Raw genomic sequence first — 25,027 nt, forward strand, 5'->3', positions numbered from 1 at the left:
ATGAACGGTTATAAGAGGATAGATGAAAAGGATATTACATATATTAGAGAGATTATAAAGGATGACGAACGTGTTCTGGCAGGAGATAACATCAACGAGGAATACAGCCATGATGAGCTGAGCGGCACCAGCAGTTATCCCGATATCGTTGTGAAGGCTGGATCGGCAGAGGAGATATCCCGGATTATGAAATATGCATATGAGCATACCATTCCGGTAACGCCCAGAGGTGCGGGGACAGGGCTGGTAGGATCTTCGGTGGCAATGGAACATGGAATCATGATTGATACAAGTCTGATGAACGGGATTCTGGAACTGGACGAAGAGAATCTGACGGTCACAGTAGAGCCTGGTGTACTGCTGATGGAGCTGGCCGCATATGTGGAGGAACATGATTTCTTTTATCCGCCGGACCCAGGTGAAAAATCAGCTACAATCGGAGGGAATATCAGTACCAATGCAGGGGGTATGCGTGCTGTAAAATACGGAGTTACCCGGGATTATGTGATGGGATTGGAGGTAGTCCTTCCTAATGGTGAGATTACACAGTTTGGGGGAAAAGTAGTAAAGAACAGTTCAGGATATGATTTAAAGGATTTGATTGTTGGTTCAGAAGGGACACTTGGTTTCATCACGAAGGCAATTCTTAAGCTAATGCCGCTTCCTAAAAAGGTTATCAGTCTTCTGATTCCGTTCCCTACACTGAAGCAGGCCATTGATACTGTTCCGCTGATTATTAAATCAAAATCCATTCCTACGGCGATAGAGTTTATGCAGAGGGAGGTTATTATGGACGCAGAAGAATATCTGGGCAGGGCATTTCCGGATAAACAATCGGACGCATATCTTCTGCTGAAATTCGATGGAAACTCTTCAGAGGAGGTAGAAGAGGCTTATGACAAAGTAGCAAAGCTTTGTCTGGAGCAGGGCGCCCTTGACGTGCTCATTTCAAATACTGAGGAGAGGGAAGAGTCCATCTGGAAAGCCAGAGGTGCTTTCCTGGAGGCAATCAAAGGCTCCACTACCTATATGGATGAGGTAGATATGGTAGTCCCCAGAAACTGTGTGAATGAGATGGTGACATACCTTCATAATCTCCACAATGAAGTGGATATCAGAATAAAGAGTTTTGGCCATGCGGGTGACGGAAACCTTCATGCTTACATTCTGAAAGATGATTTAAGCGATGAGGAATGGGAAAAACGGATGAAAGCAGCTATGGAAAAAATTTATCAGAAGGCTTATGAGCTGAAAGGGCAGGTATCTGGAGAACATGGCATCGGATATGCAAAGAAACCGTATTTAAGAGAGTCTCTTCCAAATGAAAATATCAGCCTGATGAATGGAATCAAAAAAGTATTTGATCCTAAGAATATTTTAAATCCGCATAAAGTGGCGCAGATGTAGAGGGGGTATCATAAATCTGAATTATTCATAATGATTCATCAGCCCCTGGTACGGTGGGGAATTTTACAAAAAAACAAAAAAGCTCTTGAAATCACCATTCTAACGAGTTATAATAATCCATAGAATAGAATGAATTCTTCGGGGTCGGGTGCAAGTCCCAACCGGCGGTATAGTCCGCGACCCGTTATTTTGGAATAACGGCTGAACTGGTGCAATTCCAGTACCGACAGTAAAGTCTGGATGAGAGAAGAAATTTTGGCATACGCGTACAAGTATGATTTAATCCCCGGATATATAATTCGGGGATTTTTTTATGTAATAGAAAACTGTGTTTTCTATTACATAAAAGCCTTTGGGAGATCGCACTGTATCGCCAGCATAATTTCCAAGAAGATTTTCTTTCTTTTCAATTTTAAATTTTTTAATTAAAGGAGAGAAGCAAAATGAGTACAGAAACAAATGTAGTATCAAGAACACAATCCAGGAGTAAAATCCGTACCATTGCGCAGATTAGTATGTTATCTGCGATTGCCGTAATACTAATGTTATTTGAAATTCCACTTCCCTTTGCACCTGCATTTTACGAGATTGATTTCAGTGAGGTCCCGGTGTTAGTCGGTTGTTTTGTGATGGGGCCGCTGGCAGGAGTTGTCATTGAATTTGTGAAAATTCTTTTGAATTTTGTTATAAATGGAACGATTACAGCGGGAGTTGGAGAAATCGCTAACTTTTTGATTGGCTGCTCACTGTGTGTTCCCGCGGGACTGATTTACAGAAAGAATCGGACCAGAAAGGGTGCAATTACAGGAATGGCTGTGGGCACGATATGTATGACCGCGCTCGGATGTGTATTGAATGCGTATGTCTTGCTCCCGGTTTATGCAGCAGCGTTTGGTATGCCTATAGATTCACTGGTACAGATGGGAACTGCTGTAAATGCAAATATTACAAGCCTTTCCACTCTTGTATTGTTTGCAGTAGCGCCATTTAACTTATTAAAGGGTGTGCTGGTATCCCTGGTTGTATTCCTGATTTATAAGAAAATCAGTCCGGTATTCAGGATGAGATAGGACCTCAGGAGTTTGGACAAAAAATGCAGTGACAGAACCTGAAATGGTTTATGATAAAAATGCCTTATGGTATAGAAGATATGACGCAGTGCTAAAAGCCATCGTCTTCTGAACCATAAGGTGTTTTTTTGATTATCCTCTGCCCTCTCAAGATAAAGCGCTCAAAAAGGAAAAAAATATGATATAATCTAGAAAATTGAAAAAAGAAGGGAGCAGAATCATGACTCAAATTAGAAGAAAAGACCGAGAAATGAAAGGACAGGAGGAAATACTGCATGTATTGGATACCTGTAAGGTAATGCGTATAGGAATGTATGATGAGGATGGGATTTATATTTTGCCTCTGAACTTTGGATATACATATGAAGAAGATAAATTGGTTTTCTATGTTCATGCTGCGCTGGAAGGAAAAAAGCTGGACTTATTAAAAGCGAATCCAAAGGTAGGATTTGAATTAGACTGTGATCATGAATTGGTTGAGGATAAAACAGCATGCCAATATGGATTCAGGTACGCCAGCCTTGTAGGAAAGGGACGGGCAGAGATTGTAGAAGAAACCGAGGAAAAAATGGAGGCGCTAAGTATCCTGATGAAGTGTCAGACAGGAAAACATTTTGAGTTTAACGAAAAGATGGCATCCATAGTGACAGTGATAAAAATAACAGCAGAAGAATTCAGCGGAAAACAAAGAAAATAAAGGGGATAAATAAAGGGTCAGTCCCTTTTGAAAAGGGACTGACCCTTTTGCAGCTCGTTTTCAGAATTGTTTTAAAACTTCGGAAAAACCCGGGAAAATACGGGCGGGAAATAAAAAAGTTGACAGAATGATAATTTTGTATTAGAATAATCCTTGTAACAATTTTGTAATATCTGTAATAAGTTCGAAATCTTAAGCATATAGTTTATTACGGGCTTATTACGAACTCGTGAAGATATTACGATAATCAGGAGGTTAAAGTATATGTTACAAGGCAAAAAATTTATGGCGGTATTGACGAGTGTGACGGTATGCACACTGTTCGCAGCTGGATTTACCGCACATGCGGCATCTTTGATGCCGGAGGCAGTTACAATTGAAAGCTTGGACAAGGGTAATAGAAATACGATATTAGCTGAAACAGCGGAAAGCATTCCTGCTACAGGGACAATCGAGACGAAGAAGGCTGCAAAGGAAGCGAAGGCAGCTTATGAGGAAGAACAGAAAAAAGAAGAGCAGAGAAAAATAGAAGAACAGAAAAAGAAAGAGGAAGAAGCAAGGCTGGCTGCAGAAGAGGCACAGAGAGCTGCAGAGGCAGCAGCAGAGGCAGAAGCAGCAGCGGTGGAAGCGGCAGCGGCGGAAGCGGCTAGCGTACCGGTAATGGCGGGAGAGCAGGAATTACTGGCAGCTATCATTTTCTGTGAGGCAGGTAATCAGCCCTATGACGGGCAGGTAGCGGTAGGAGCTGTTATCATGAACCGTGTGAACAGTGGTGTTTACCCAGGCAGTATTTCAGAGGTTATCTACCAGCCAGGACAGTTCGGACCTGCAATGACAGGCTGGCTGGATAGTGTACTGGCAAGCGGAGGATATACGGATACTGCTATGCAGGCGGCAGCAGATGCACTTGCAGGGGCTAACCCAATCGGAGATTGTCTGTACTTCGGAAATGGAGATTATGGAATTCAGATAGGAGACCATTTCTTCCATTAAGAATAAGCGAATAAGAGTTTACCGGAAAATTACTGGTAACAGGTTTTACCCAAATCTGAACGATATATAAAAAATATTGTTTTGATTTGGGTTTTTCTTGTAAAAACGGAGCATTACCGGAACCTTAGATACTATGAAATCCTTTTCCGATAATTTCACTCGTATTAGAAATTAAAATAAATGCTTCTGGCTGAGTCGCTTTAATATAATTACGAAGTTTTATAGCCTGATGGCGGTTAAGAGCAGTGAAAATAATATACTTATCCTTTCCAGAAAAGGCTCCCTGAGCATGACAGACTGTGGCACTGCGGTGCAGCGTATTTACAATATAATTACAGATGGATTCTGGCTCATCACAAACAACATTAAAATACTTGGATAAGTTAAAACTTTCAATAAATGTATCAATCATGAAAGAACGGATAGCAAGGCCGAGGAAAGAATAAAGGCCGGTTTTAATCCCGAACACGAAACAGCCTGCTACGGCAATTAGAATATCTGTAACGAGCAGCGCGCGTCCGATGTCAAAGCTGGAATATTTTTTTAAAATCATAGCAATGATATCTGTGCCGCCGCTGGAGGAACCGATATTAAATAAAATGGCGGAACCAAGAGAAGGTAAAGCGATGGCAAAACACAACTCAAGCATAGGCTGGTCAGTCAGAGGCCGGGACATTGGATAAATACGCTCCAGACCGGAAAGTGCCACAGAAAGTAAAATACTGCAATAGGCAGTCTTTGCAGCAAACCTCCGTCCTAAGACAATGAAACCAATGACCAGCAATATCATATTCATGATAAAAGTAAAGTCACCGGCAGACAGAACCCGTGTCTTGGCAACCAGTACTGCAAGTCCGGTAATACCGCCGAAAGTAAAGTTATTTGCAAATTTAAAAAAGTAAGTTCCTACAGCCATAACAAGTGTGCTGCATGTCAACAAAAGAAAATATTTTATTTTGTCTTTCATGGGTATAGTTCCTATCTTATATATCATGTATTTGATATATGCATATTCTATCCGAATTGTAACGCTGGGAATATCAAAAGTCAACGCATTAAGAGCAGATATTTGGAAATACTACTTTCCCATAAGGAGGAAATAAAATATGTATCAGTATTTACCGATTCGTGATGTATACGCAAGAGAAATTATAGATTCCAGAGGGAATCCTACAATAGAAGTAGAAGTGCTGGCAGGAGAGGACATCGTGGGCCGCGCTGCGGTACCTTCTGGGGCGTCTACAGGAAAATACGAGGCAGTGGAGCTGCGTGACAATGAAGAGCGCTACGGAGGCAAAGGAGTGGAGCGGGCTGTGGAACATGTCAACGACCAGCTCGCCAGAGCTGTAATAGGTGTCAATGTATTTGACCAGGCTGCGCTGGACGCAGTGCTGATTAAAGCTGACGGAAGTAAGAACAAGAAAAACCTGGGCGCCAATGCCCTGCTGGGAGTATCCCTGGCAGCGTCAAAGACAGCGGCAAACGCGCTGAAAATGCCGCTCTACCGGTACCTTGGAGGAGTAAATGCATGTAAACTTCCTGTTCCGATGATGAACATCCTGAACGGAGGCGCTCATGCAGATAATACATTGGATATCCAGGAATTTATGATTATGCCTGTAGGGGCGGAGACCTTTAAAGAGGGACTCCGTATGTGTGCGGAAATCTATCAGACCTTAAAAAAACTTCTGAAAGAAAATGGATTAAACACAGCAGTGGGAGATGAAGGCGGATTTGCACCGGATCTGCCGGATGCAAAAGAAGCACTGAGGTTTTTAAAACAAGCGGTAGAAGCAGCAGGGTACGAGATGGAAAAGGATATTGCAATAGCTTTGGATGTAGCGGCGTCAGAATTATACAACAAGGACTTTAAGAAGTATGTATTTCCTGGAGAGAGCAAAATGCGGGGGGAGAAAATTATACGTTCGGCGGAGGAATTGATTGAGTATTATGAAGACCTGGCAATGGAGTTTCCAATCCGCTCCATTGAAGACCCCCTGGATGAAGAAGACTGGGATGGATGGGAACTGCTGACTACAAGATTGGGAAATGATATTCAATTAGTAGGGGACGATCTCTTTGTCACAAATGTAGAACGTCTGAGCAAAGGAATTGAACAGCATGTGGCAAATGCAATTTTAGTGAAAGTAAACCAGATTGGAACTCTGACAGAAGCTATAGCTGCAATTGAAATGGCACAGAGAGCAGGATATAATGCTATTATATCTCACAGGTCGGGGGAGACAGAAGATACTACAATTGCAGATATCGCAGTAGCTTTTAATACGGGACAGATAAAAACCGGAGCACCCTGCCGTTCAGAGAGGGTGGCAAAATATAATCAGCTCTTAAGAATAGAAGAGCAGTTGAAAAAGTAATTCGGGTATAGAATGAAAGCATATTAAGAAACAGGCTGTCACCTTTCACGGTGATGGCTTGTTTTTATGTAACGGGAAATTGCACTTTCCGTATAAAAATTACCAAATCAGGATTTTTGAGAGACCGTCTGGATTGACAAAGTATTAACGAACGAAAAAACGAAACTAAACGAAAGATTAATACCTGTATTTGCAATATATTGCATAAAAACTGATTATAATATTTATTTAATGTGACAAATATACAATGAAAACAAAAGTGAACCTTGAAAAAAAAAAAAAAAAAAGGAAAAAAAAAAAAAAAAAAAAAAAAAAATGAACCTTGAAAAAAAAAAAAATATAGGGTAATATCAAGTTACAAAACAAATTAAATGAAAATAAAAAACGAAAGTAAATGAAAGAAAATTCGAAAATAAAAAGGAGAGAAGAATGAGCGGAAAATTCAGACCGATAACAGCATTGACAATGGGGGACCCGGCAGGCATTGGACCAGAGATTTGTGTAGGAGCTATGTTGGATAAAGAGATTCATGAGATATGCCGTCCATTTATGATTGGAAGCATTGCAATCATGGAAAAGGCTGGTAAGGTCCTTGAAAAAGAACTAAAATTTAATAAAATTTCGGAACCTGAAGAAGCAAAGTATGAATATGGAGTGATTGACATCATCGAAACTGGTGATTATGATACAGATTCACTGGAATGGGGAAAGGAACAGGCTTTAGCCGGGCAGATGGCAATGGATTTTATTCTGAAGTCTATTGAACTGGGTATGGCAAAGAAAATTGATGCAGTTTCTACGGCCCCTATTCACAAAGGAGCAATCAAGCTGGTTGGAGTCAAGGAACCGGGGCATACAGAGATTTATCAGAACCAGACAAATTCGGAATATGCATTGACTATGTTTTCCTGTCACAAACTCAGAGTCTTTTTCGTAAGCCGCCACATGTCATTGATAGATGCGTGCCGTTATGCTACGAAAGATGTTGTACTTCAGAACGTAATTAATATTGACAAAGAACTCCGTAAAGTGGGGATTGAGAATCCACTGATCGCAGTCGCGGGATTAAACCCTCATAACGGAGATAACGGACTATTTGGAAGGGAAGAACAGACAGAGCTGGAACCTGCTGTTAAGGAGGCTCAGGAAATGGGGATTAATGCAGTAGGCCCCTGTCCGGCAGATTCTGTGTTCCATATTGGGAAATCAGGAAAATATGATGCAATCCTTTCTCTGTATCATGACCAGGGACATATTGCATGTAAGACACTGGATTTTGAGAAATCTGTTACTTTAACATTTGGTCTCCCATTCATCAGAAGTTCTGTAGATCATGGAACAGCGTTTGATATTGCGGGAAAGGGAATTGCAGGAGCAGTCAGCATGATTGAATCAACAAAGGTTGTTGCGGAATACGCGGCAAAGCAGCACGAGAGGAAACGGTAAACAATATTTTTCAGGAAGGGAGGTATTATCATGCCAGTAATCGGAGGGATTGCAGATGATTTGACCGGTGCAACTACAACGGGGGTGCTGCTCGCAAGGTCGAAGGCAAGAACAGCGGTATTTTTTAATGAAGAAGCCGCTGAGAAAGGAGAAGGAATAGAACAGTTAGATGCTATTATGATAAGCAGTAATTCCCGCGCTCTTCCGGCGGATGAGGCCTATAAGAAGGTGAAGCTGGGAATATTAGCGTTAAAGCGCATGGGTGTTCAGTATTATCAGAAAAGAATTGATACTACATGCCGTGGCGGAATTGGCGTAGAAATTGATGCTATGCTGGACCAACTGGAGGATACGGTAGCAATTGTAGTACCGGCTATGCCCCAGTCCAGACGTATTCTGGTCGGTGGTTACTCTGTCATAGATGGAGTTGCTCTGATTAATACACCGGTTGCCCAGGATGTACGTACACCGGTAAAAGAAAATTACATCCCAAGGCTTCTGGAAGGACAGACCAGGAGAAAAGTGGGATTGGTTACATTAGATAAGGTTTTAGCGGGCGAGAAAGATGTAGAACAGAGTCTTAGAGAAGCGAGAGATGCCGGAAATGAGATAATTGTGTTAGATGCAATAACATTGGAAGATGTGGATGTAATTGCCAAAGCCTGTATTTCGCTTCAATGGAATGTTCTTTCTGTAGATCCCGGCCCGTTTACAGCAAAGCTTGCCATCAACAGAGGACTGATACAGAATGAGGAAGCAAACATTCCGGAAGGAACACCAGATGAATCAGGCAAGACAGTTCTGATTGCAGCCGGAAGTGCAACGCCGGTTACAAAAAGGCAGATGGAAGTATTGACGCAGGATTCGAGGCATGTGCGTATCAGTATTGAGCCGCTTCCGCTGATAAATGGTGGTGATGAAGCTCTGGATGAGGCCTTCCGTGCAGTACATAAAGCAGTGGAGTTGATTAAGTCGGAAAATCAGCCAAGAGCGATTTTGTTGGAGACCGCCCTTCACGGAGAATTGCTGAACCTGGATGAAGAGGACCGGAAGCACCACTATCCCGGTGGTATGAGTGCAGATCGTATCAATGCAGGGCTGGGTACAATTGTATCTCAGATTCTGGAACAGGTTGGACGGGAGAAAATTGCGGGGCTTTACACAACTGGCGGCGATACGATGGTAAATGTCTGCTATCAATTGGGTGTAGAATGTCTGGAGGTGCTGGATTACGTAATCCCCCAGACGGATGTGACAAGGTTGATTGGAAATTATGATGGACTGCCCGCCATAGGAAAAGGCGGACTGACAGGAAATGATAATACGGCATGTGATATTGTAGACAGATTATTTAAAGAAGCGATGCGTAAGTAAAGGTGAATCGATCATTAAAATGGAGGAATGTAGAAAATGAGTGAAAATGTGAACGAAGTAAAAAAAGAACATAAGGATTTGGACCTTCTTAACAAGATGAAAAAGCTTCCGGGGGGGCTTGTAATTATTCCGTTGTTGATTGCTGTAATTTTGGCAACATTTGTTCCCCAGGTATTTCAGATCGGTGGATATGTAACGGCACTGTTCTATGAAGGAAATGCGGCAATGATGGGACTTTTCCTTATCATATGTGGTTCTGCAATTAATGTAAAGCAGGTAGGTATGCCTTTATACAAGGGTGTAACCCTGACTGCTGTAAAATTTATACTTGGTGTTTTGCTGGGCCTCTTGGTAGGAAAAATCTGCGGCCCGAGTGGATTCCTTGGCCTGACACCGTTCGTTATCATCGCGGCAATTACAAACTCTAATGGGTCACTTTATATATCTCTGTCTTCTCAGTTTGGTAATGCATCTGATACAGGAGCTATTTCTATTTTGTCATTAAACGACGGTCCGTTTTTTACACTGGTTGCATTAGGGGCAACAGGACTTGCATCAATTCCGTTTATGAGCATGGTTGCTGTATTAGTGCCATTGCTGATTGGTTTCATATGGGGAAATGTAGATGCCGGATTCAGACGTGCATGTCAGACGGCACAGCCGATTGTGACTTTCTTTATGACGATTTCAATTGGCTCTAAAACGGATGTATCAACTCTTGTAAAAGCAGGGGCATCAGGAATTGTTCTCGGTCTGGCTTCTGCTGCAACAGCAGTAATCTTCTTTTTCATATTCAATATTCTTCTGCCTAAGAAGGAAAGAAATGCAATGGGTGCTGCGATTGGTACAACAGCATTAAACTCTGCACAAACACCGGCAGCAGTCGGCCAGGCAGATCCGTCCATGGCCCAGTACGTGGATATGGCAACAGCGCAGTGTGCGACGGCTTCTGTAATTACGTTGTTCCTTTGCCCGTTTATTGTGGCGGCTTTCGATAAATACATGCAGAAGAAAGAGAAGGGTATCTATTCTCCAGGAGGATGGGCGCGATACAAAGTTACCGGAGAAGAAGCACCGATTCAATAAAAATACATAATAGGTTCAGTGAAAATAAAGTCCTCTTGTATTGTGACGCGCAAGAGGACTTTGCTTATAAAAGGAAACTGCATAGCTGAATAAAATAAATTTGCAGAGAGGAAGGTTTATGGAAGAAAAGATACAGGTTCAAATGACAGAAAATATGCTATATGACTTTATGCTGTTTCATACTTATTCAAAACTTGCCGGTTTTTTGACGAATGTTCTTGGTATGGCAGTTATATTTATGGGAATTATTATGTTTGCCATGGGGAAAAATACGGCTTGGCAGCTCGTGTTTTATATTGTTGCCGGAATTGCTTTTCTTGGATTTACTCCTCTTCAGCTGAAGTTTCGTGCACGCAAACAGTTAAAAATAAACCCGGAATACAGGGAGGTGTGCACCTATCTTTTCGGTGAAAGCGGAATTACAGCAATCCGGAATGAAAGAACAAAGGTTTATGAGTGGGATAGTATACAAAAAGTTGTTGCAACGCCAAAGACCATTGGATATTATTATGATGAGAATCAGGCAATTATTATCCCCAAGCAGGCATACGGAAAGCGTTTTACGGCGGTCATGAATATCGTGCTGGAACATGTGCCCAGAGGAGTAGTGAAAATACGGTGAAATGAATGATAAAAATACGGCAGCCATAGGTTCAATTCTGAATTGACCTATGGCTGTTGTCGTTAATTATTTGTTGGCAGAGAAAGATATTGTGTTGGTGCATTCAACATACGGTCGATAGCGAAGGTTGCAGCCCCCAGCATTGTCAGTTCAGTGTCTATAGGGAGTAATTTGATTTTGGGAATAATAGTGTAAGCGGAACGGCCTTTGGTGAGTACATCCTGAATGCCGTTCATCAATAAATCATCGCCAAGGCTGATCATACCACTGATGACAATGATATCCGGATTGAATATGTGAAGCAGTGAAAGAATGCCGTGTCCCAAATGCTTACCACATTCAAAAACCAGATTTGAAGCAAATGGATCCTGCTGTTTGGCCGCCTGAAAAATGGTCTGGCAGGAAAAATTAGAATAGGATTGCAGGATGCTATCCGGATGCTCTGGTAAAAGTTCTTTGGTGATTTGTTCCAGTGCCCTCATACTGCAATAGGCGTTAATACAGCCCCGGCCGCCGCAGGAAGGACAGGTTCTGCCATTGTAATCTATGGAAATGTGTCCCAGTTCCCAAGAGCAGTTGCCGATTCCGGTGAAGATTTTACCGTTGTCCACCAAACCGATGCCAACGCCGTCTTCTGAGAGAATGTTCATAATAACAGCATCTTTTTCATTGTGTGATTCAAACCACCAATAACCCAATGCACCTACATTAGACTCATGTTCTATAAAAATAGGAAGTTGGGTGTGTTCTGCCAATATCTTTTTTAAGGGATAATAATGGCGCTTTGCGGGGTCTATATTATAAGGAGGGAGCAGGAGTGTTCCGGTATCCCTGTAACAGGGACCGGGAATAGCCATGCCGATGGCTGCAATCTCTGGGAATTCTGCACAGAAGCTTTTGATACCATCTGCCGTAGCCTGAATTATATGTTTCATAGTATCTATAGTGACATTAAGAAAAGGAATAGAAATTAATTTGCCGTATGTGTTTCCTAAGAAATCATAAGGCTGTATTTCCAATCTACTCCAAGATAATCTCACGGCTAAAATTTTGTATTTTTTATAATTGAAAGAAAGTCCAACGGATCGCCGCCCTTTTTTTCCTTCAGAAAAACCAGTCTCATAAATAGCACCACATTCCATGAGAGAATGAATAATTTTTGTGATGGATGCAAGACTTAACCCGGTAAATTCACCTAACTCTGCTCTGGAACAGCCGGGATGTTTTACAAGGTAGTACATAATCTGAGCGCGATTCAAATCTAATAAGTCTGTTAAGTTCTTACCGGTTTTTGACATAAAAACCTCCTAATTTTATTCAGTAACTCTGTTAATCAATTCTATTATAAGTTAATTCCGATGAAAATGAAATTGTGCATATTCACCAAAAAGTGATATGTGGATTTGACAATTCTTACAAAATTTAAAGGTTTTATCAGTATATCAGCCTATTATGCTCTTTTTTTAAAATATCATATTTTGTCATTAGTTAATTATAGAAAGAATGAAATTATACATAGTGTATAAAAAATATAATTTATAATAGTTAAAAACGACGAAAAGATAAAAAATAATTGACAAAATAGAGATGCATAAATATACTTAGTGTAAGGATTAACTGAGTTAATGAATGGAAGCAGTGTTCTGGAAGAAAACCCAAGTAAGATAAGGATACAGGAGAAATGTATGGATTTTATTACAATTGGTGAAATGGTAATCGATTTCCTTCCGGGGAAGGAAACTGGAAGTTATATCAGAAACGCAGGTGGTGCACCTGCAAATGTAGCAATAGCAAGTGCAAGAAATGGTCTGTCTGCCGGAATGTACTGCAAGTTGGGAAATGACGATTTTGGTCAATTCCTGATTAAGACACTGCAGGAAAATGGTGTAACGCCATTAGCACCTGAACTTACAGATGAAGCAACTACAACGATGGCTTTTGTTTCATTAAATGAACAAAATGACAGAAGCTTTACTTTCGCAAGAAAACCAGGTGCAGACATGATGCTGGATAAGAACGAGATTAAGGAAAATGATTTGATAAGCTGTAGAATCGTTCAGGCGGGTTCTTGTTCTTTATCAGCAGGTAAAACTGTAGAAGCTACCGAGTATGCAATGGCAAAAGCACATGAACTTGGTAAACTGGTTGGTTTTGATATTAACTACCGCAATTTGATGTGGAATGATAATAAAGAAGCTTGCACCAAAAAAGTTCTGTCTATCTTGAAATATGTCGATTTCTTAAAACTTTCGGATGAAGAGATTGATATGGTAGGCGGACATGGAAATGTATTGAATATTATGAAAGAGTATGATATCGCAGTTGTTGTTCTGACAATGGGCAGCAAAGGTTCCGAACTGTTTTATGATGGCCGGTCTTACGTGATTCCTGGATTCAAAGCAGATAAGGTTGCAGACACAACAGGTGCAGGAGATGCGTTCTGGGGCGGGTTCCTTTCCAATGTACTGAATCAGGGCATCGCATCTGTAGAACAGTTGAATGCAGAGCTTCTGAAAAATGCCGTAGTATACGGAAATGTAAGCGGCTCTCTGTCGGTCAGAGAAAAAGGTGCAATTGCATCTCTTCCTGCCAGAGAAAAAATAGAGAAATTTTTGCGGGAGAATAAATAATATGAACGAAAATGTTTGGGAAAAAGCCTGTCACATATCACCATCTATGATCACGCTCGATATGTGCAATCTTGAACAGCAGTGCAAGCTGGTAGAGGAAGCGGGACTGGAGATGATTCATGTAGATATACTGGACGGACATTTTAGTCCGAGCATGCCGTTGGGACTGGATACCGTGAAGCAGCTCCGGAAAAAAACCAATTTGGAATTTGAGGCACATGTCATGGTGACGGATTCTCAGTTCTTCGTCGACGAACTGATTGAAGCAGGTGCATCACAAATTGTTTTCCATATTGAAACCTGCGATCATGTGGACGGTATGCTGAATTACATACGCAGCAAAGGTGTCAGAGCCGGTGTAGCTTTGAAACCTGCTACCCCGCTTTGTGAATTAGAATATATTCTTGATAAATGTGATGCAGTTCTGTTAATGCTTATCAATCCGGGATTTGCCCAGGTAAAAGGCGAAGAACAGACGCCATATTCTGCGAGAAAGATCCATGAGCTGCATGAGATGATTAAGGTAAGAGGATTAGACACTAAAGTGATTCTGGATGGGCGCATCTCGCCTGAAAATATCAAAACTTTTGGTATGTCAGGAGAGGCAAATATTTTTGTTGCCGGAAGTACATGCATTAAGAAAGAAAATCCGGCAGAAAGCATGAAACAGCTGAAAGATCTGGAGGATCAGATTAACAGCAGATAGAGTAAGGGGCAAAGATCCCTCGGGCAGTTGCCAAATGTACATGCAAACATGTTCAATTGGCTCGTTGACTTCGCAAAAATTAAGGAAAAGAGGCAAGTAACATGGGATATTATAATGACAATTATAATGGCACGGTGAAGGAAGTGTTAGCAGAGATAGATAAGGCACTTGGTGCGGTAGATCAGGAGTCTGTAGAAAAATTTGTTGCAGCTGTGCTGGAAGCTGACCAGGTATATTTCGTAGGAGTAGGAAGAGTTCTCATTTCCCTCCAAGCAATATGCAAGAGGCTTGCACATCTTGGCATTAAGACACACTATGTCGGAGAAATTACAGAGCCTGCAATCACAGGAAACGATTTGCTGGTGGTTGGGTCAGGAAGCGGTGGCTCCCTGTTTCCGCTGGGAATCGCTAAGAAAGCCCAGGTCATTGGTACAAAAATTGTTCACATCGGCTCTAACCCAAACAGTGAGATGAAAGAGTTGTGCGAATTCATGGTGCGCATTCCGGTAAGAACGAAAAATTATCTGGATGATGAGATTGATTCTGTACAGCCTATGACTTCTCTTTTTGAACAGAGTCTCCTGATTTTTGGGGATGCGGTGGCAAAGATGATTATTGATGAACGTAAGATTGACATGAAAAGCCTTTGGAAATATCATGCAAATCTTGAGTAATCAAAGCACGGAAGGGAATGGTTATGAATAAGAATCTAATGAAATATTGCGGAAGTTTTCAGCAGCTGGTTTATGCGAGGCCAATCAGTTATAAAGAAGGACGTGCTGAACATCTGAACGCAATAGAAGCAAAATGTGGAGATATTTCTTTTCACTCAGCAGCCGGCAAGGCACTGGATATTACAGACTTTTCCTATAAGGGAATGAATATGACTTTTCTGGCAAAACCGGGACTGGAAGGAAGAAACCACTATGATACGAATGGAGAAGAAGCACTCAGAAGTATTATGGGAGGCCTGTTCTTTACCTGTGGCCTGGAAAATATTTGTGCACCATGTACGGCAGACGGAAAAGATTATCCAATGCATGGAAGAATGCGTACAACTCCTGCAGAACATGTGAGTACGGATGTGGTAAGTGAAGGCGATATCTGTAAACTGATTATTTCTGGAGAGATGAGAGAAGCCGAACTGTTCGGTGAAAACATGGTACTCCGCAGAAGAATTGAGAGTGTCCTGGGTGAAAATAGTATTACTGTAACTGACGAGATTGAAAATCAGGCATTTCGCCCGGAACCTCTGATGCTGCTGTATCACTGTAATATTGGTTATCCATTCTTGAATGAAAAATGCCGGCTGTATGTTCCCACCAAAAAGGTAACAGGCAGAGAACAATTCTCTGTAGAACATGAAGAACGCTGGAACATGATGGAAACACCAATTGACAATGAACGTGAATATGTATTTATTCACGATGTACAGTCTGATGAAAATTTGGATACTATCGTACTGGTGGTAAATCACGGGCTGAACATCGGACTTACAATCGAATTTAATCAAAAAAATCTTCCATATTTTATGGAATGGAAGTCTATAGCTTCCGGAGATTATGTTCTGGGACTTGAACCATCTAATTCTAGTGTATATGGCAAGCTTCATCATATTGAAAATAACAGCGTGCATTATCTCCAGCCATTTGAGAAAGAGACGAACACATTGAAGTTCTCTGTGATCGATGGTAAAGAAGAGATTGAAAAAGTCATTAATAAAATTACTAATTTAAACAGACAAAAGGAGAATTAATAATGAAAAGATCTGAAATCAATGCAGTAATTAAAAAGTTTGAGGCATTGCTGAATGAGTATAAGTTTGCTCTTCCGCCATTCTTGAGCTTTACCCCGGAAGAGTGGGCGGACAAAGGGCATGAGTATGATGAAATACGTGACAATTTTCTTGGCTGGGATGTGACAGATTATGGAGAGGGACATTTCGATACACTCGGCTTGGCGCTTATCACAATCAGAAATGGTAATATACATAATCCAAAATATAAAAAGATGTATGCTGAAAAGATCATGATGTGTGATTCTGGTCAGGTGTCACCAATGCATTATCACAAGAACAAAATGGAAGACATCATCAACCGCGGGGGAAATGATATTATTTTTACTTTCTGCAATGCAAATCCGGAGACAGGCGAATACCTTGATACAGATGTTCTGATCTGCCAGGACGGCAGACAATATACTTTGCCGGCAGGCAGCAAGGTTACTCTTCGTAGAGGTGAAAGTATGACTTTATATCCATATCTGGGACATGAGTTCGTTATTCCTGAAGGCGGGCCGGCTCTGATTGGTGAAGTATCTATGACAAACGATGATAATACAGATAACTTTTTCAAAGAGCCACTGGGAAGGTTTCCTGTAATAGAAGAAGATGAGCCGGCATACAGACTGCTCTGCAATGAGTATCCGGATGCAATGTAGTATTGATAGCAACGTGATAAATCACGTTAGCATAAATTAAAAAAGGGAGGAACAAAAAATGAAGAAAAAAGTATTATCAGCATTAATTGCAGCAATGATGGTTGTATCTCTGACCGCATGTGGAAGTGGAGCTACTGCGGAAAAGAAGGACTCAGCAACGGAAACTGCCAAGACAGAGGAGACAGAAGAAGCCGGTGAGACAAAGGAACTTTCTGATTTGAAGCTCGCTTTCATCGTTGGTACAGAAAATGATGCTTTCTACCAGAGTGTACAGGCTGGTATCAAGGCAGAGTGTGAGAAGCTTGGAATTCCTTCTCCAACAATGGGAGACCAGCAGCTTGATGGATCTATCTGTACAGACCTTATCAACAACTATGTTGCAGCTGGTTACGATGCAATTGCTCTTTCTGCTAATGACCCTGCAGGTACAGTTCCTGCATTACAGGCAGCTAACGCAGCAGGCGTAAAGATTTTTACATTTGACTGTACTCTTGATGATGAATATATTGATGAGTACCTCTCGTTTGTAGGATCTGATAACAAAGCTGGTGGTGTTACAGCAGGTGAATACATTGCAGAGCATGCTCCGGAAGGATCCAAAGTTGGATGTATTACATACGCATCTGCACAGTCTACCCAGGATCGTCAGGCTGGTTTTGAAGAAACCATCCAGGCAGCTATCGATGGCGGGAAAGATCTTACTCTGATTGAGTCTATGGATGCTGATAATGATCAGTCTAAAGCAGCTGATATTATGCAAAACTGGGTAACACAGTATGGTGATGAACTTTCTTACATATTCGTAGTAGGTGATCCAACAGGTTACGGTGCACTTTCTGCTATCCAGTCTGCAGGTTCAGACACAAAGATTGTTGGTTTTGATGCAGGCCAGACAGCGTGCGAATACATCGCTGATCCAGAAGTTGGTAAGATTTGGGTAGCAGAAGTTGCTCAGGATCCGGAAGGAATCGGCGCTGGTATCGTTGGTAAGATGGCTGAATATTTCCAGACAGGTGCTGTAGCTGGTGATAAGAAAGACCTTATCGAGTGTAACCTTGTAACAAAGGATAATGTTAAGGATTACCTCAAATAATTACCACAATCATAGAGACGGAGTATTATATAGGTCCAAAGTGCCCAGGCCATTGAACTGGGCACTTTTTATACCAGGAAAGTTTTCTTTCCGGGTATAAAAAACCCGACCGGGGATGCGCACTACGCACATAATAAAAATGGCCGCTAAAGCGGCCGCACTTCGGCGCGAGAGTCTGGCAAGCCAGACTCCGTATTCAAAAAAGATGAAATGGAGGAACAGGTATGAGACCGTTCTTACAGGTAAGGAATATTGCAAAAGAATTTCCGGGTGTAAAAGCGCTGGAGGATATCAGTATTGACTTTTATCCAGGTGAATGCCATGCACTGGTTGGTGAAAATGGTGCCGGAAAATCTACTTTGATCAAGATAATTGCTTCAATCTACAAGCCTACGAGGGGTGAAGTGTTTCTGGACGGAAAAGTATGTAATTTCAAAAACCCCAAAGATGCTCTGGATGCAGGAATTGCGGTTATCGCACAGGAAACAGCCATTGCACCACATCTCAGTGTAGCCGAGAATATGTATCTTGGATGTGAACCTAAAAAAGCAAACGGAATGCTCGACCGTAAAAAAATGGAGTCCGATGCTCAGGAAGTGCTGCACGAAATGGGGCTTGAAATCGACGCTCATACACTTTGTGCCAGGTTAACAGCCGCTCAGCTGCAGATGGTAGAAATCGCAAAGGTCATTTCTAAGCATGCAAAAGTAGTAGTACTTGATGAACCAACATCATCACTCTCTGAGAAAGAGATTGAATCTCTTTTTGAACAGGTCCGCAAGATGAAAGCCGCGGATACAACTATGATTTACGTGACTCACCGTATGGCTGAGCTGCCAATCATCTGTGAGAGATGTTCTATTTTCCGAGATGGCTTAAAAGTTGCAGAATATAAAGTAAATGAAGTAAGTGAACAGACAATTGTTAATAGCATGGTTGGCCGTGAATTGGGAGCTTATGTTAAGCCTGAACATACCGCAAAGGAAGAAATTCTTCGTGTTGAGGGTCTCTGTCAGGAAGGCATATTTGAAAATATCAGTTTCCATGCTAATGCCGGTGAGATTGTAGCATTCTCCGGACTGGTAGGAGCCGGACGTACAGAAGTCATGGAGGCAATCTTTGGTGCAACAAAAATTACATCCGGTAAAGTGTTTTTGTATGGCGAAGAAGTACATTTTAAGAACCCAGAAGACGCTATTAGCAGAAAAGTCGGGCTTGCTACAGAAGACCGCCGTCGTACAGGCCTCCTTCTCAAAAAGAGTATTCAGGAAAATATTGCTCTTCCAAATCTTCCATTCCACGCAAAGAAAGGTTTTGTCAATGTACCATGGGAAAAGGAAATCAGTGATGAGTACATGGAAAAACTGAAAATTAAAGCACCGAATATTAAGACACTTTGTGGGAATCTTTCCGGTGGTAATCAGCAGAAAGTTATCCTTTCTAAATGGTTGGCGGCTGGTGTAAAATTGTTGATTCTTGATGAACCAACAAAAGGCATTGATGTTAATGCAAGAGCTGAATTTTATGCTTTGATGAATAAGTTCGTTGAAGACGGCGGATGTATCGTTATGGTGTCTTCGGATATGCCGGAGATTATTAAGGTAGCTGACAGAGTATATGTTATGTCAGAGGGCCGCCAGACTGGTGAGTTAAATCGCCAGGAGATAAACGAGCTGAATTTGATTTCTCTTGCAAGCCCTGTTTCTGAAGAATCGGACCCCAATTGACATCAGAGTAAGCCATTACAAATATACGTTTATAAAGAGAGGAAAATAATATGAAAAAAGCTAATATTAAACAGTTGGCCACTGATAATATTGTTATTATGGTACTAATCCTGCTTGTGATTGGTTTTTCAATTGGTAACGCAACATTCCTTAAACCGGCGAATGTTATTAACTTATTTGGACAGATGTGTCTGAATGCAATCCTGGCAACAGGCCTTACATATGTAATTATTCTTGGCGGCATTGATATCAGCGTTGGTTCTGCGATGGCTATCACTGGTATTCTTGCAGCACAGGCTGTTCTGGCACTTGATGTAAAATCTACAGCTCTAATTATTGTAATTCAAATCGTTGTGGGTATTGCAGGCGGTGCAGTCATCGGTCTGTTTATCGGATGGCTGGTTGCATACAGACGTCTGGTACCTATGATCTGTACTCTTTCTCTGATGCAGGCTTTCCGTGGACTGGCTTACATCATCTCAGGCGGCGGCCCTGTATATGGGCTTCCAAACGGATTTTCTTTACTTGGAGCAGGACGTCTGATTAAAACAGAAAGTTTTAAGATGGGTATTATCCCATGTATTGTTATTTTCACAATAATAGTCGTTGTTTTTTTCCACATAGTCCTGACAAAAACAGTATTTGGGCGTCATGTATTTGCAGTTGGCTCCAATGCATCTGTAGCTCATATGTGTGGTATTGATACAAAGAAGGTTACTCTGAAAAGCCATACAATCTGTGGCATCACAGCCGGCCTTGCCGGAGTAATTGCTGCTTCAAAGGTTAACAACGGACATCCTGCATCTGGTGATGGTTACGAAATGTTTGCCATCGCAGCAACGGTTCTTGGCGGAACGTCTCTGTCTGGTGGTTCCGGATCTGTAGCAAGAGCAATGTTTGGCTGTGCAATCATCGCAATTATCAACAATGGTATGACCCTGATGGAAATCTCCGCTTATTGGCAGAAAGTCGTAATTGGCGCCATTATCATTCTGGCTGTAATGCTTGATATGGCTCAGAAGGGAAAATCTGAATAGAAAATAAATATGATGGTAGGGGATATGAAAAATTTTTTAATTATTGATATAGGCGGAACAAAGACTACCGCAGTTATTTTTAATGATCAGGGGAAGCCAATAACAGACTTTAAAGTCAGAAAATCCAGAACTTACGAAGGTGAAAATGCAGTCTTCCAGAACACCATAGAGCTTGCTTATGAGGTTTTGGAAGAAGCAGGGAAGACCAGGAAAGATATTGCTGGTATTGGTGTTGCTGCCCCCGGTCCACTTGATTATAGAACAGGATTGATCATTGATGCTCCTATGATGGGATGGAAGAACTTTCCGCTGGGCGATTGTCTCAGAGAAGAATTCGGCGTCCCTGTCTATGTAGAGAATGACGGCAATCTTGGTGCCCTTGCCGAAGCTAATGTTGGTGTTGCCAGGGGGGAGAATGTTGTTTTATATCAGACCATCAGTACAGGCTGTGGCGGTGGTATTGCAATAGATGGGAAGATATACCACGGCCGTAATGGATTTGCAGGAGAATTTGGTCATGTTTCCGTAAACTTTTCAGGTCCAAAGTGTGGATGCGGCGGAAGCGGATGTTTTGAACTTTATGCATCCGGCTCTGCTGTTAATAGCCGAATGAAGAGAGATATCAAGAGTGGTATCAAATCAAGGGCATTCGAATCTATTGATTATAATCCTGAAAAAGTAAATGGGAAGATTTTAAGTGATGCAGCAGAGAAAGGTGATCTTTATGCGATTAGCATGCTGCAGCAGGAAGGTTACTATATTGGAGTCGGTTTAGCCAATTTGATGAATTTATTTGATCCAGATGTTATTGTTCTGGCCGGCGGAATGGTCAAGGCTGATAAATACTTCTGGTATACCATGATGAATGAGATTCGCAGACATGCCTGTTTCCAGTTTGATGAAGAAAGAATACGAATTTCACAGTTGAATGATAAGGTAGTAGCTTATGGTGCATACGTTATGGTGAAGAATGCATTGGACGGAAGGCTGTAGGATACGGCGAAAATAAGGAATAATTAATTTTTAGGATAAAAAGGAGAAATGACATGCCATTATTAACAATGAAACAGATTATGGCTGATTCTGTTAAACGTGCTACAACAGATGTAAAGCCAGAAGAAAGATATGCAGTAGGAGCTTTTAACTTTAGTACTCTTGAAGAGATGATTGGTATCGTAGAAGGCGCAAAAGAAAAAAACTCACCAGTTATTCTGATGGCTTCTTTAGGTGCTGTTAAATATTATAACAATTCTCTGGAATTGATCGCTGATACAGCAAGGGGGCTGGCAATGGCTTATCCCGAAGTTCCAATCTGTCTCCATCTTGATCATGCAACGGATCTTGAGCAGATTAAACACGCAGTTGTTGCTGGATTTACGAATGTTATGATCGATGCTTCTCAGGAATCTTTTGAAGTGAACATTGCAAAATCTAAAGAAATCGCTGATTTTGCACACAATCACAGTGTATATGGTGTTGATGGATGCTCAGTGGAAGCTGAACTTGGCATGCTGGCAGGACACGAGGATGAAGTTCATGTAGAGGAATCTGGGAAGGCTTACACAGACCCTTCACTTGTACGTGAATTTGTTGAAAAAACAGGAATTGATGCCCTTGCAGTTTCTATTGGCACTGCACATGGTTACTATAAAGCAGATCCGGAGATCAGATTTGATCTTCTGGAAAAAATTCGCAAACAAACGGATGTTGCAATTGTTCTTCACGGCGGTACTGGCGTTCCGGAAGAAGATTTCAAGAAATGTGTTGCGATGGGTATGAGCAAGATCAATGTGGGTACCGGATTGAAGAAAGTATTTTCAGAAGGGGTGAAAAGTGCAGTTAAGCCAGAAGAAAACGATCCTCGTAAAGTCGTTGGGCCTGGACGTCATGCAATCTCTGCAGAAATCGCGAAGAATTGTGATTTGTTCAATTGCACCGGAAAAGCACCATATGTTTTGAAAAGCATTTATTCAGAAATTTAAATCTGAAGAAGAAAAAGAGAAGGCGGTGAAAGGGATTGGCTGAGATATGGACAATGGGTGAAGCTCTGGTTGAGGTTATGAGAACGGAGGTTAATAAACCTTTAAATGAAACTGCATTATTCAGAGGACCGTTTCCATCCGGGTCTTCTTCAATCATGATTTCTACTGTAGCAAGAATGGGCCATAGCTGCGGTATTATTTCGGGTGTTGGAAAAGACGGGTTTGGAGAGTGTCTTTTGGACCGTCTGAATAAAGATGGTGTAGATACTTCTAAAGTGCTGGTAGATCCAGATGGTTCCACGGCTTGTGCATTTGTATCCTATGATGATGAGGGCGAACGTAAATTTATATTCCATTGGGATGACACTCCTGCAACGAAAGCCAAAATGCCTGATGTTACGGAACCATCCTTGAAGGATGCAAAATTTTTACATATTATGGGATGTGCACTGACTGCCCGTCTGAGTTATGGATGGGAGATCGTGAATACTGCAAGGGCAATGAAAGAGCAGGGTACAAAAATCAGCTTTGATCCCAATGTACGTGTGGAGCATCTGACCAATTCAAATAAGAGTAAAGAGTCTTTTGAAATCATCAATGCTGTTCTGGAAATGACCAATGTGTTTGCTCCTGGTATTGATGAATTAAAGCTTCTTACAGGAACTGAAGATGTTGAAGAAGCTGTAAAGAAATGTTTTGAAAATTCAAATCTGGAAATTCTGTTCCTGAAGAGAGGCTCTGATGGATCCAGAATCTATACAAGAGACGGACAAGTTATTGAACAAGGATTATACAAGGTGGAAGCTGTAGATCCAACTGGTGCAGGCGATACTTCAATTGGGGCTTTCTTGTGTGCGCTTCTGGAAGAAAAAGACATGAAAGAATGTGCTGAGATTGCTGCAGCAGCCGGTGCGCTGAATGTAGCTGCATTTGGCCCAATGGAAGGTAAGATTAGTCCGGAAAACGTTCAGGCCATGAGAAACGGAACTTTTAAAGCTTAGAGGAACGATTATGAAGAAAGAATTTCCAGACAAACGAACACTTATTATTTTTACCGGAGGTCCTGGGACGGGAAAAAGTGGGACAGCAGAGCGATTTTTAAAATATCTGGATAATGATGAGATTGTGAAGATCAGTTTTGACAAAATCAAGGAAAAGAACTGGGATATTTTCGGCTTTGATAATGAAGCACAGAAAGCTCGGCTGAACTGCTGGTGTCTTGAAGAATTTTACTTGACGATTCAGAAACGGATGTGGGAAAATAAGACAATACTGATTGAGTATCCGTTTTATCAGATACATAAACCGAAACTGGAGGAATTGATTCAGAAAGCTGGTTATTCTGCAGTCACGATTTACCTTTATTCAGATATGCAGACGGTATATCGTAGAGGTGCGGACAGGGATCAATTGGAGGGCAGACATCCCGGCCATCTGCTGAACCAGTATCATATAGAAACATACAATCCAGAACTGCTTAACTTAGTATCCAGGATAGCACCTACATTTGAAGAGTTCACTGCTGCCATTTCCCATAAGGCATACAATATTGAACTGGGATTAGATATTCCGGTTGATGTGACAGATTTCAGCAAAATCAGTTATGAAGAGATCTATCAGAAAATCGTTGCCTATCAAAAAGGAAAGTGATGGATGAGCTGAAAAAAGTTGCAAAATACTTCCATCTGTGGTAAGATAATCATGGTTTATCCGCAGGAGGTGTAGACGAATGGATATTTTAAAAATTGTTTTGACGATTATATTTGTAATAGATTGTATTGCGCTGGCAGCGATTATTCTTCTACAGGAAGGTAAGTCCGCAGGGCTTGGCACTATCAGCGGAGCAGCTGATAGCTACTGGGGGCAGAATAAGGGACGTTCCATGGAGGGAGCTCTTGTAAAGTCCACAAAGTTTCTGGCCATTTTATTTATGGTTTTGGCACTGGTTTTGAACCTGGGTGTATTTAACTAAGTTGATAAGATGATGAAACACTCTATGCGGCAGTTATAGAGTGTTTTTTTATATAATAGGAAACTGCATTTCCTATTATATAAAAACCCTCCGTGGGGTGCACTGCGGCGTAAGAGGCAGATGTCGCTAGGCGGCCAACCCAGGCGCAAGAGTTTGCTTTGCAAACTCTTTATTCCTTTATAGAAAATGTTCGCCGGGCAATGCTGCCCTGAGGCGGGGTGGAATCTGCGCAATTTGGGCTGATGCGAATATTTATATATATCCGGGGGAGATACTGTCTATAAGGTATGCTTATTGAACTGCTAATGTTCAATAAGATAAGCCTTCTTGAACATTAGCAGTTCAAGAAATATGAGATATAAGAAAAG

The 25,027-nt window shown here is 41.5% G+C and carries 24 protein-coding genes and 1 riboswitch; of the genes, 22 read left to right on the forward strand and 2 right to left on the reverse strand.

The genetic code is table 11. From position 1 onward, the window contains the following. The 4 genes from A8805_RS03555 (at position 1) to A8805_RS03570 (ending at position 4,167) form a co-directional block, all read left to right on the forward strand. Positions 1 to 1,407, forward strand: coding sequence for an FAD-binding oxidoreductase (locus A8805_RS03555; protein ID WP_109708852.1), 1,407 nt, complete (start codon positions 1 to 3; stop codon positions 1,405 to 1,407). Between the two features lie 130 nt (positions 1,408 to 1,537). Continuing rightward, positions 1,538 to 1,663: riboswitch (FMN riboswitch) on the forward strand. A gap of 187 nt (positions 1,664 to 1,850) precedes the next feature. Then, the gene (locus tag A8805_RS03560; RefSeq protein ID WP_109708853.1) at positions 1,851 to 2,477 is read left to right on the forward strand and encodes an ECF transporter S component; all 627 of its coding nucleotides are present in this window, start codon (positions 1,851 to 1,853) and stop codon (positions 2,475 to 2,477) included. Positions 2,478 to 2,697: 220 nt separating this feature from the next. Further along, positions 2,698 to 3,174: a pyridoxamine 5'-phosphate oxidase family protein gene (locus A8805_RS03565; RefSeq protein WP_109708854.1), complete on the forward strand. Its 477-nt coding sequence runs from the start codon at positions 2,698 to 2,700 to the stop codon at positions 3,172 to 3,174. Positions 3,175 to 3,438: 264 nt separating this feature from the next. After that, positions 3,439 to 4,167, forward strand: a complete 729-nt coding sequence (locus tag A8805_RS03570; protein WP_109708855.1) for a cell wall hydrolase — start codon at positions 3,439 to 3,441, stop codon at positions 4,165 to 4,167. A 124-nt stretch (positions 4,168 to 4,291) separates the two neighbouring features. Here A8805_RS03570 and A8805_RS03575 read toward each other — a convergent pair whose 3' ends face one another. Next, entirely contained in the window at positions 4,292 to 5,134 is an 843-nt protein-coding gene (locus A8805_RS03575; RefSeq protein WP_109708856.1) for a YitT family protein, read from the reverse strand. 139 nt (positions 5,135 to 5,273) lie between these two features. On the opposite strand from A8805_RS03575, the gene eno reads away from it, so the two are divergent. From eno to A8805_RS03600, 5 genes are all read left to right on the forward strand, one after another. Next, positions 5,274 to 6,545: a phosphopyruvate hydratase gene (gene eno, locus A8805_RS03580; protein WP_109708857.1), complete on the forward strand. Its 1,272-nt coding sequence runs from the start codon at positions 5,274 to 5,276 to the stop codon at positions 6,543 to 6,545. Positions 6,546 to 6,974: 429 nt separating this feature from the next. Beyond that, on the forward strand, positions 6,975 to 7,991 hold the full coding sequence (gene pdxA, locus A8805_RS03585; protein WP_109708858.1) for a 4-hydroxythreonine-4-phosphate dehydrogenase PdxA: 1,017 nt from the start codon (positions 6,975 to 6,977) through the stop codon (positions 7,989 to 7,991). Positions 7,992 to 8,021: 30 nt separating this feature from the next. Next, on the forward strand, positions 8,022 to 9,365 hold the full coding sequence (locus tag A8805_RS03590) for a four-carbon acid sugar kinase family protein (RefSeq protein WP_109708859.1): 1,344 nt from the start codon (positions 8,022 to 8,024) through the stop codon (positions 9,363 to 9,365). 36 nt (positions 9,366 to 9,401) lie between these two features. Then, positions 9,402 to 10,451, forward strand: coding sequence for a 2-keto-3-deoxygluconate permease (locus A8805_RS03595; protein ID WP_109708860.1), 1,050 nt, complete (start codon positions 9,402 to 9,404; stop codon positions 10,449 to 10,451). A gap of 118 nt (positions 10,452 to 10,569) precedes the next feature. Beyond that, positions 10,570 to 11,073, forward strand: a complete 504-nt coding sequence (locus tag A8805_RS03600) for a YcxB family protein (RefSeq protein WP_109708861.1) — start codon at positions 10,570 to 10,572, stop codon at positions 11,071 to 11,073. A gap of 62 nt (positions 11,074 to 11,135) precedes the next feature. On the opposite strand, the gene A8805_RS03605 is transcribed toward A8805_RS03600, so the two are convergent. Beyond that, positions 11,136 to 12,371: an ROK family transcriptional regulator gene (locus A8805_RS03605; protein WP_109708862.1), complete on the reverse strand. Its 1,236-nt coding sequence runs from the start codon at positions 12,369 to 12,371 to the stop codon at positions 11,136 to 11,138. A 327-nt stretch (positions 12,372 to 12,698) separates the two neighbouring features. On the opposite strand from A8805_RS03605, the gene A8805_RS03610 reads away from it, so the two are divergent. The 13 genes from A8805_RS03610 (at position 12,699) to secG (ending at position 24,659) form a co-directional block, all read left to right on the forward strand. Next, complete coding sequence (locus tag A8805_RS03610) at positions 12,699 to 13,703, forward strand: carbohydrate kinase family protein (protein WP_109708863.1); 1,005 nt, start codon at positions 12,699 to 12,701, stop codon at positions 13,701 to 13,703. A gap of 1 nt (position 13,704) precedes the next feature. After that, positions 13,705 to 14,409 (forward strand): ribulose-phosphate 3-epimerase, encoded by a 705-nt coding sequence (locus A8805_RS03615; RefSeq protein ID WP_109708864.1) that lies wholly within the window; start codon positions 13,705 to 13,707, stop codon positions 14,407 to 14,409. Positions 14,410 to 14,510: 101 nt separating this feature from the next. Then, complete coding sequence (gene hxlB, locus A8805_RS03620; RefSeq protein WP_109708865.1) at positions 14,511 to 15,083, forward strand: 6-phospho-3-hexuloisomerase; 573 nt, start codon at positions 14,511 to 14,513, stop codon at positions 15,081 to 15,083. Positions 15,084 to 15,106: 23 nt separating this feature from the next. Continuing rightward, positions 15,107 to 16,165: an aldose 1-epimerase family protein gene (locus A8805_RS03625; RefSeq protein WP_109708866.1), complete on the forward strand. Its 1,059-nt coding sequence runs from the start codon at positions 15,107 to 15,109 to the stop codon at positions 16,163 to 16,165. Between the two features lie 2 nt (positions 16,166 to 16,167). Continuing rightward, the gene (locus A8805_RS03630; RefSeq protein ID WP_109708867.1) at positions 16,168 to 16,848 is read left to right on the forward strand and encodes a D-lyxose/D-mannose family sugar isomerase; all 681 of its coding nucleotides are present in this window, start codon (positions 16,168 to 16,170) and stop codon (positions 16,846 to 16,848) included. Positions 16,849 to 16,906: 58 nt separating this feature from the next. Continuing rightward, positions 16,907 to 17,941 carry a sugar ABC transporter substrate-binding protein gene (locus A8805_RS03635; protein WP_109708868.1) on the forward strand — a complete coding sequence of 345 codons (1,035 nt, stop codon included), beginning with the start codon at positions 16,907 to 16,909 and terminating at the stop codon, positions 17,939 to 17,941. A 224-nt stretch (positions 17,942 to 18,165) separates the two neighbouring features. Further along, positions 18,166 to 19,668 (forward strand): sugar ABC transporter ATP-binding protein, encoded by a 1,503-nt coding sequence (locus A8805_RS03640; RefSeq protein ID WP_109708869.1) that lies wholly within the window; start codon positions 18,166 to 18,168, stop codon positions 19,666 to 19,668. Positions 19,669 to 19,718: 50 nt separating this feature from the next. Continuing rightward, entirely contained in the window at positions 19,719 to 20,705 is a 987-nt protein-coding gene (locus A8805_RS03645) for an ABC transporter permease (protein WP_109708870.1), read from the forward strand. Between the two features lie 24 nt (positions 20,706 to 20,729). Further along, the gene (locus A8805_RS03650) at positions 20,730 to 21,698 is read left to right on the forward strand and encodes an ROK family protein (RefSeq protein WP_181392728.1); all 969 of its coding nucleotides are present in this window, start codon (positions 20,730 to 20,732) and stop codon (positions 21,696 to 21,698) included. Positions 21,699 to 21,751: 53 nt separating this feature from the next. Then, positions 21,752 to 22,687 (forward strand): class II fructose-bisphosphate aldolase, encoded by a 936-nt coding sequence (locus A8805_RS03655; protein ID WP_109708872.1) that lies wholly within the window; start codon positions 21,752 to 21,754, stop codon positions 22,685 to 22,687. Positions 22,688 to 22,722: 35 nt separating this feature from the next. Continuing rightward, positions 22,723 to 23,688, forward strand: coding sequence for a sugar kinase (locus tag A8805_RS03660; protein WP_109708873.1), 966 nt, complete (start codon positions 22,723 to 22,725; stop codon positions 23,686 to 23,688). Positions 23,689 to 23,698: 10 nt separating this feature from the next. Beyond that, positions 23,699 to 24,337, forward strand: a complete 639-nt coding sequence (locus tag A8805_RS03665) for a zeta toxin family protein (RefSeq protein ID WP_109708874.1) — start codon at positions 23,699 to 23,701, stop codon at positions 24,335 to 24,337. A gap of 79 nt (positions 24,338 to 24,416) precedes the next feature. Then, the gene (gene secG, locus A8805_RS03670; RefSeq protein ID WP_109708875.1) at positions 24,417 to 24,659 is read left to right on the forward strand and encodes a preprotein translocase subunit SecG; all 243 of its coding nucleotides are present in this window, start codon (positions 24,417 to 24,419) and stop codon (positions 24,657 to 24,659) included. The last annotated feature ends 368 nt before the right edge of the window (positions 24,660 to 25,027 follow it).

The sequence above is a fragment of the Faecalicatena contorta genome (genome assembly GCF_003149105.1).
GTDB lineage: Bacteria > Bacillota > Clostridia > Lachnospirales > Lachnospiraceae > Muricomes > Muricomes contortus_C.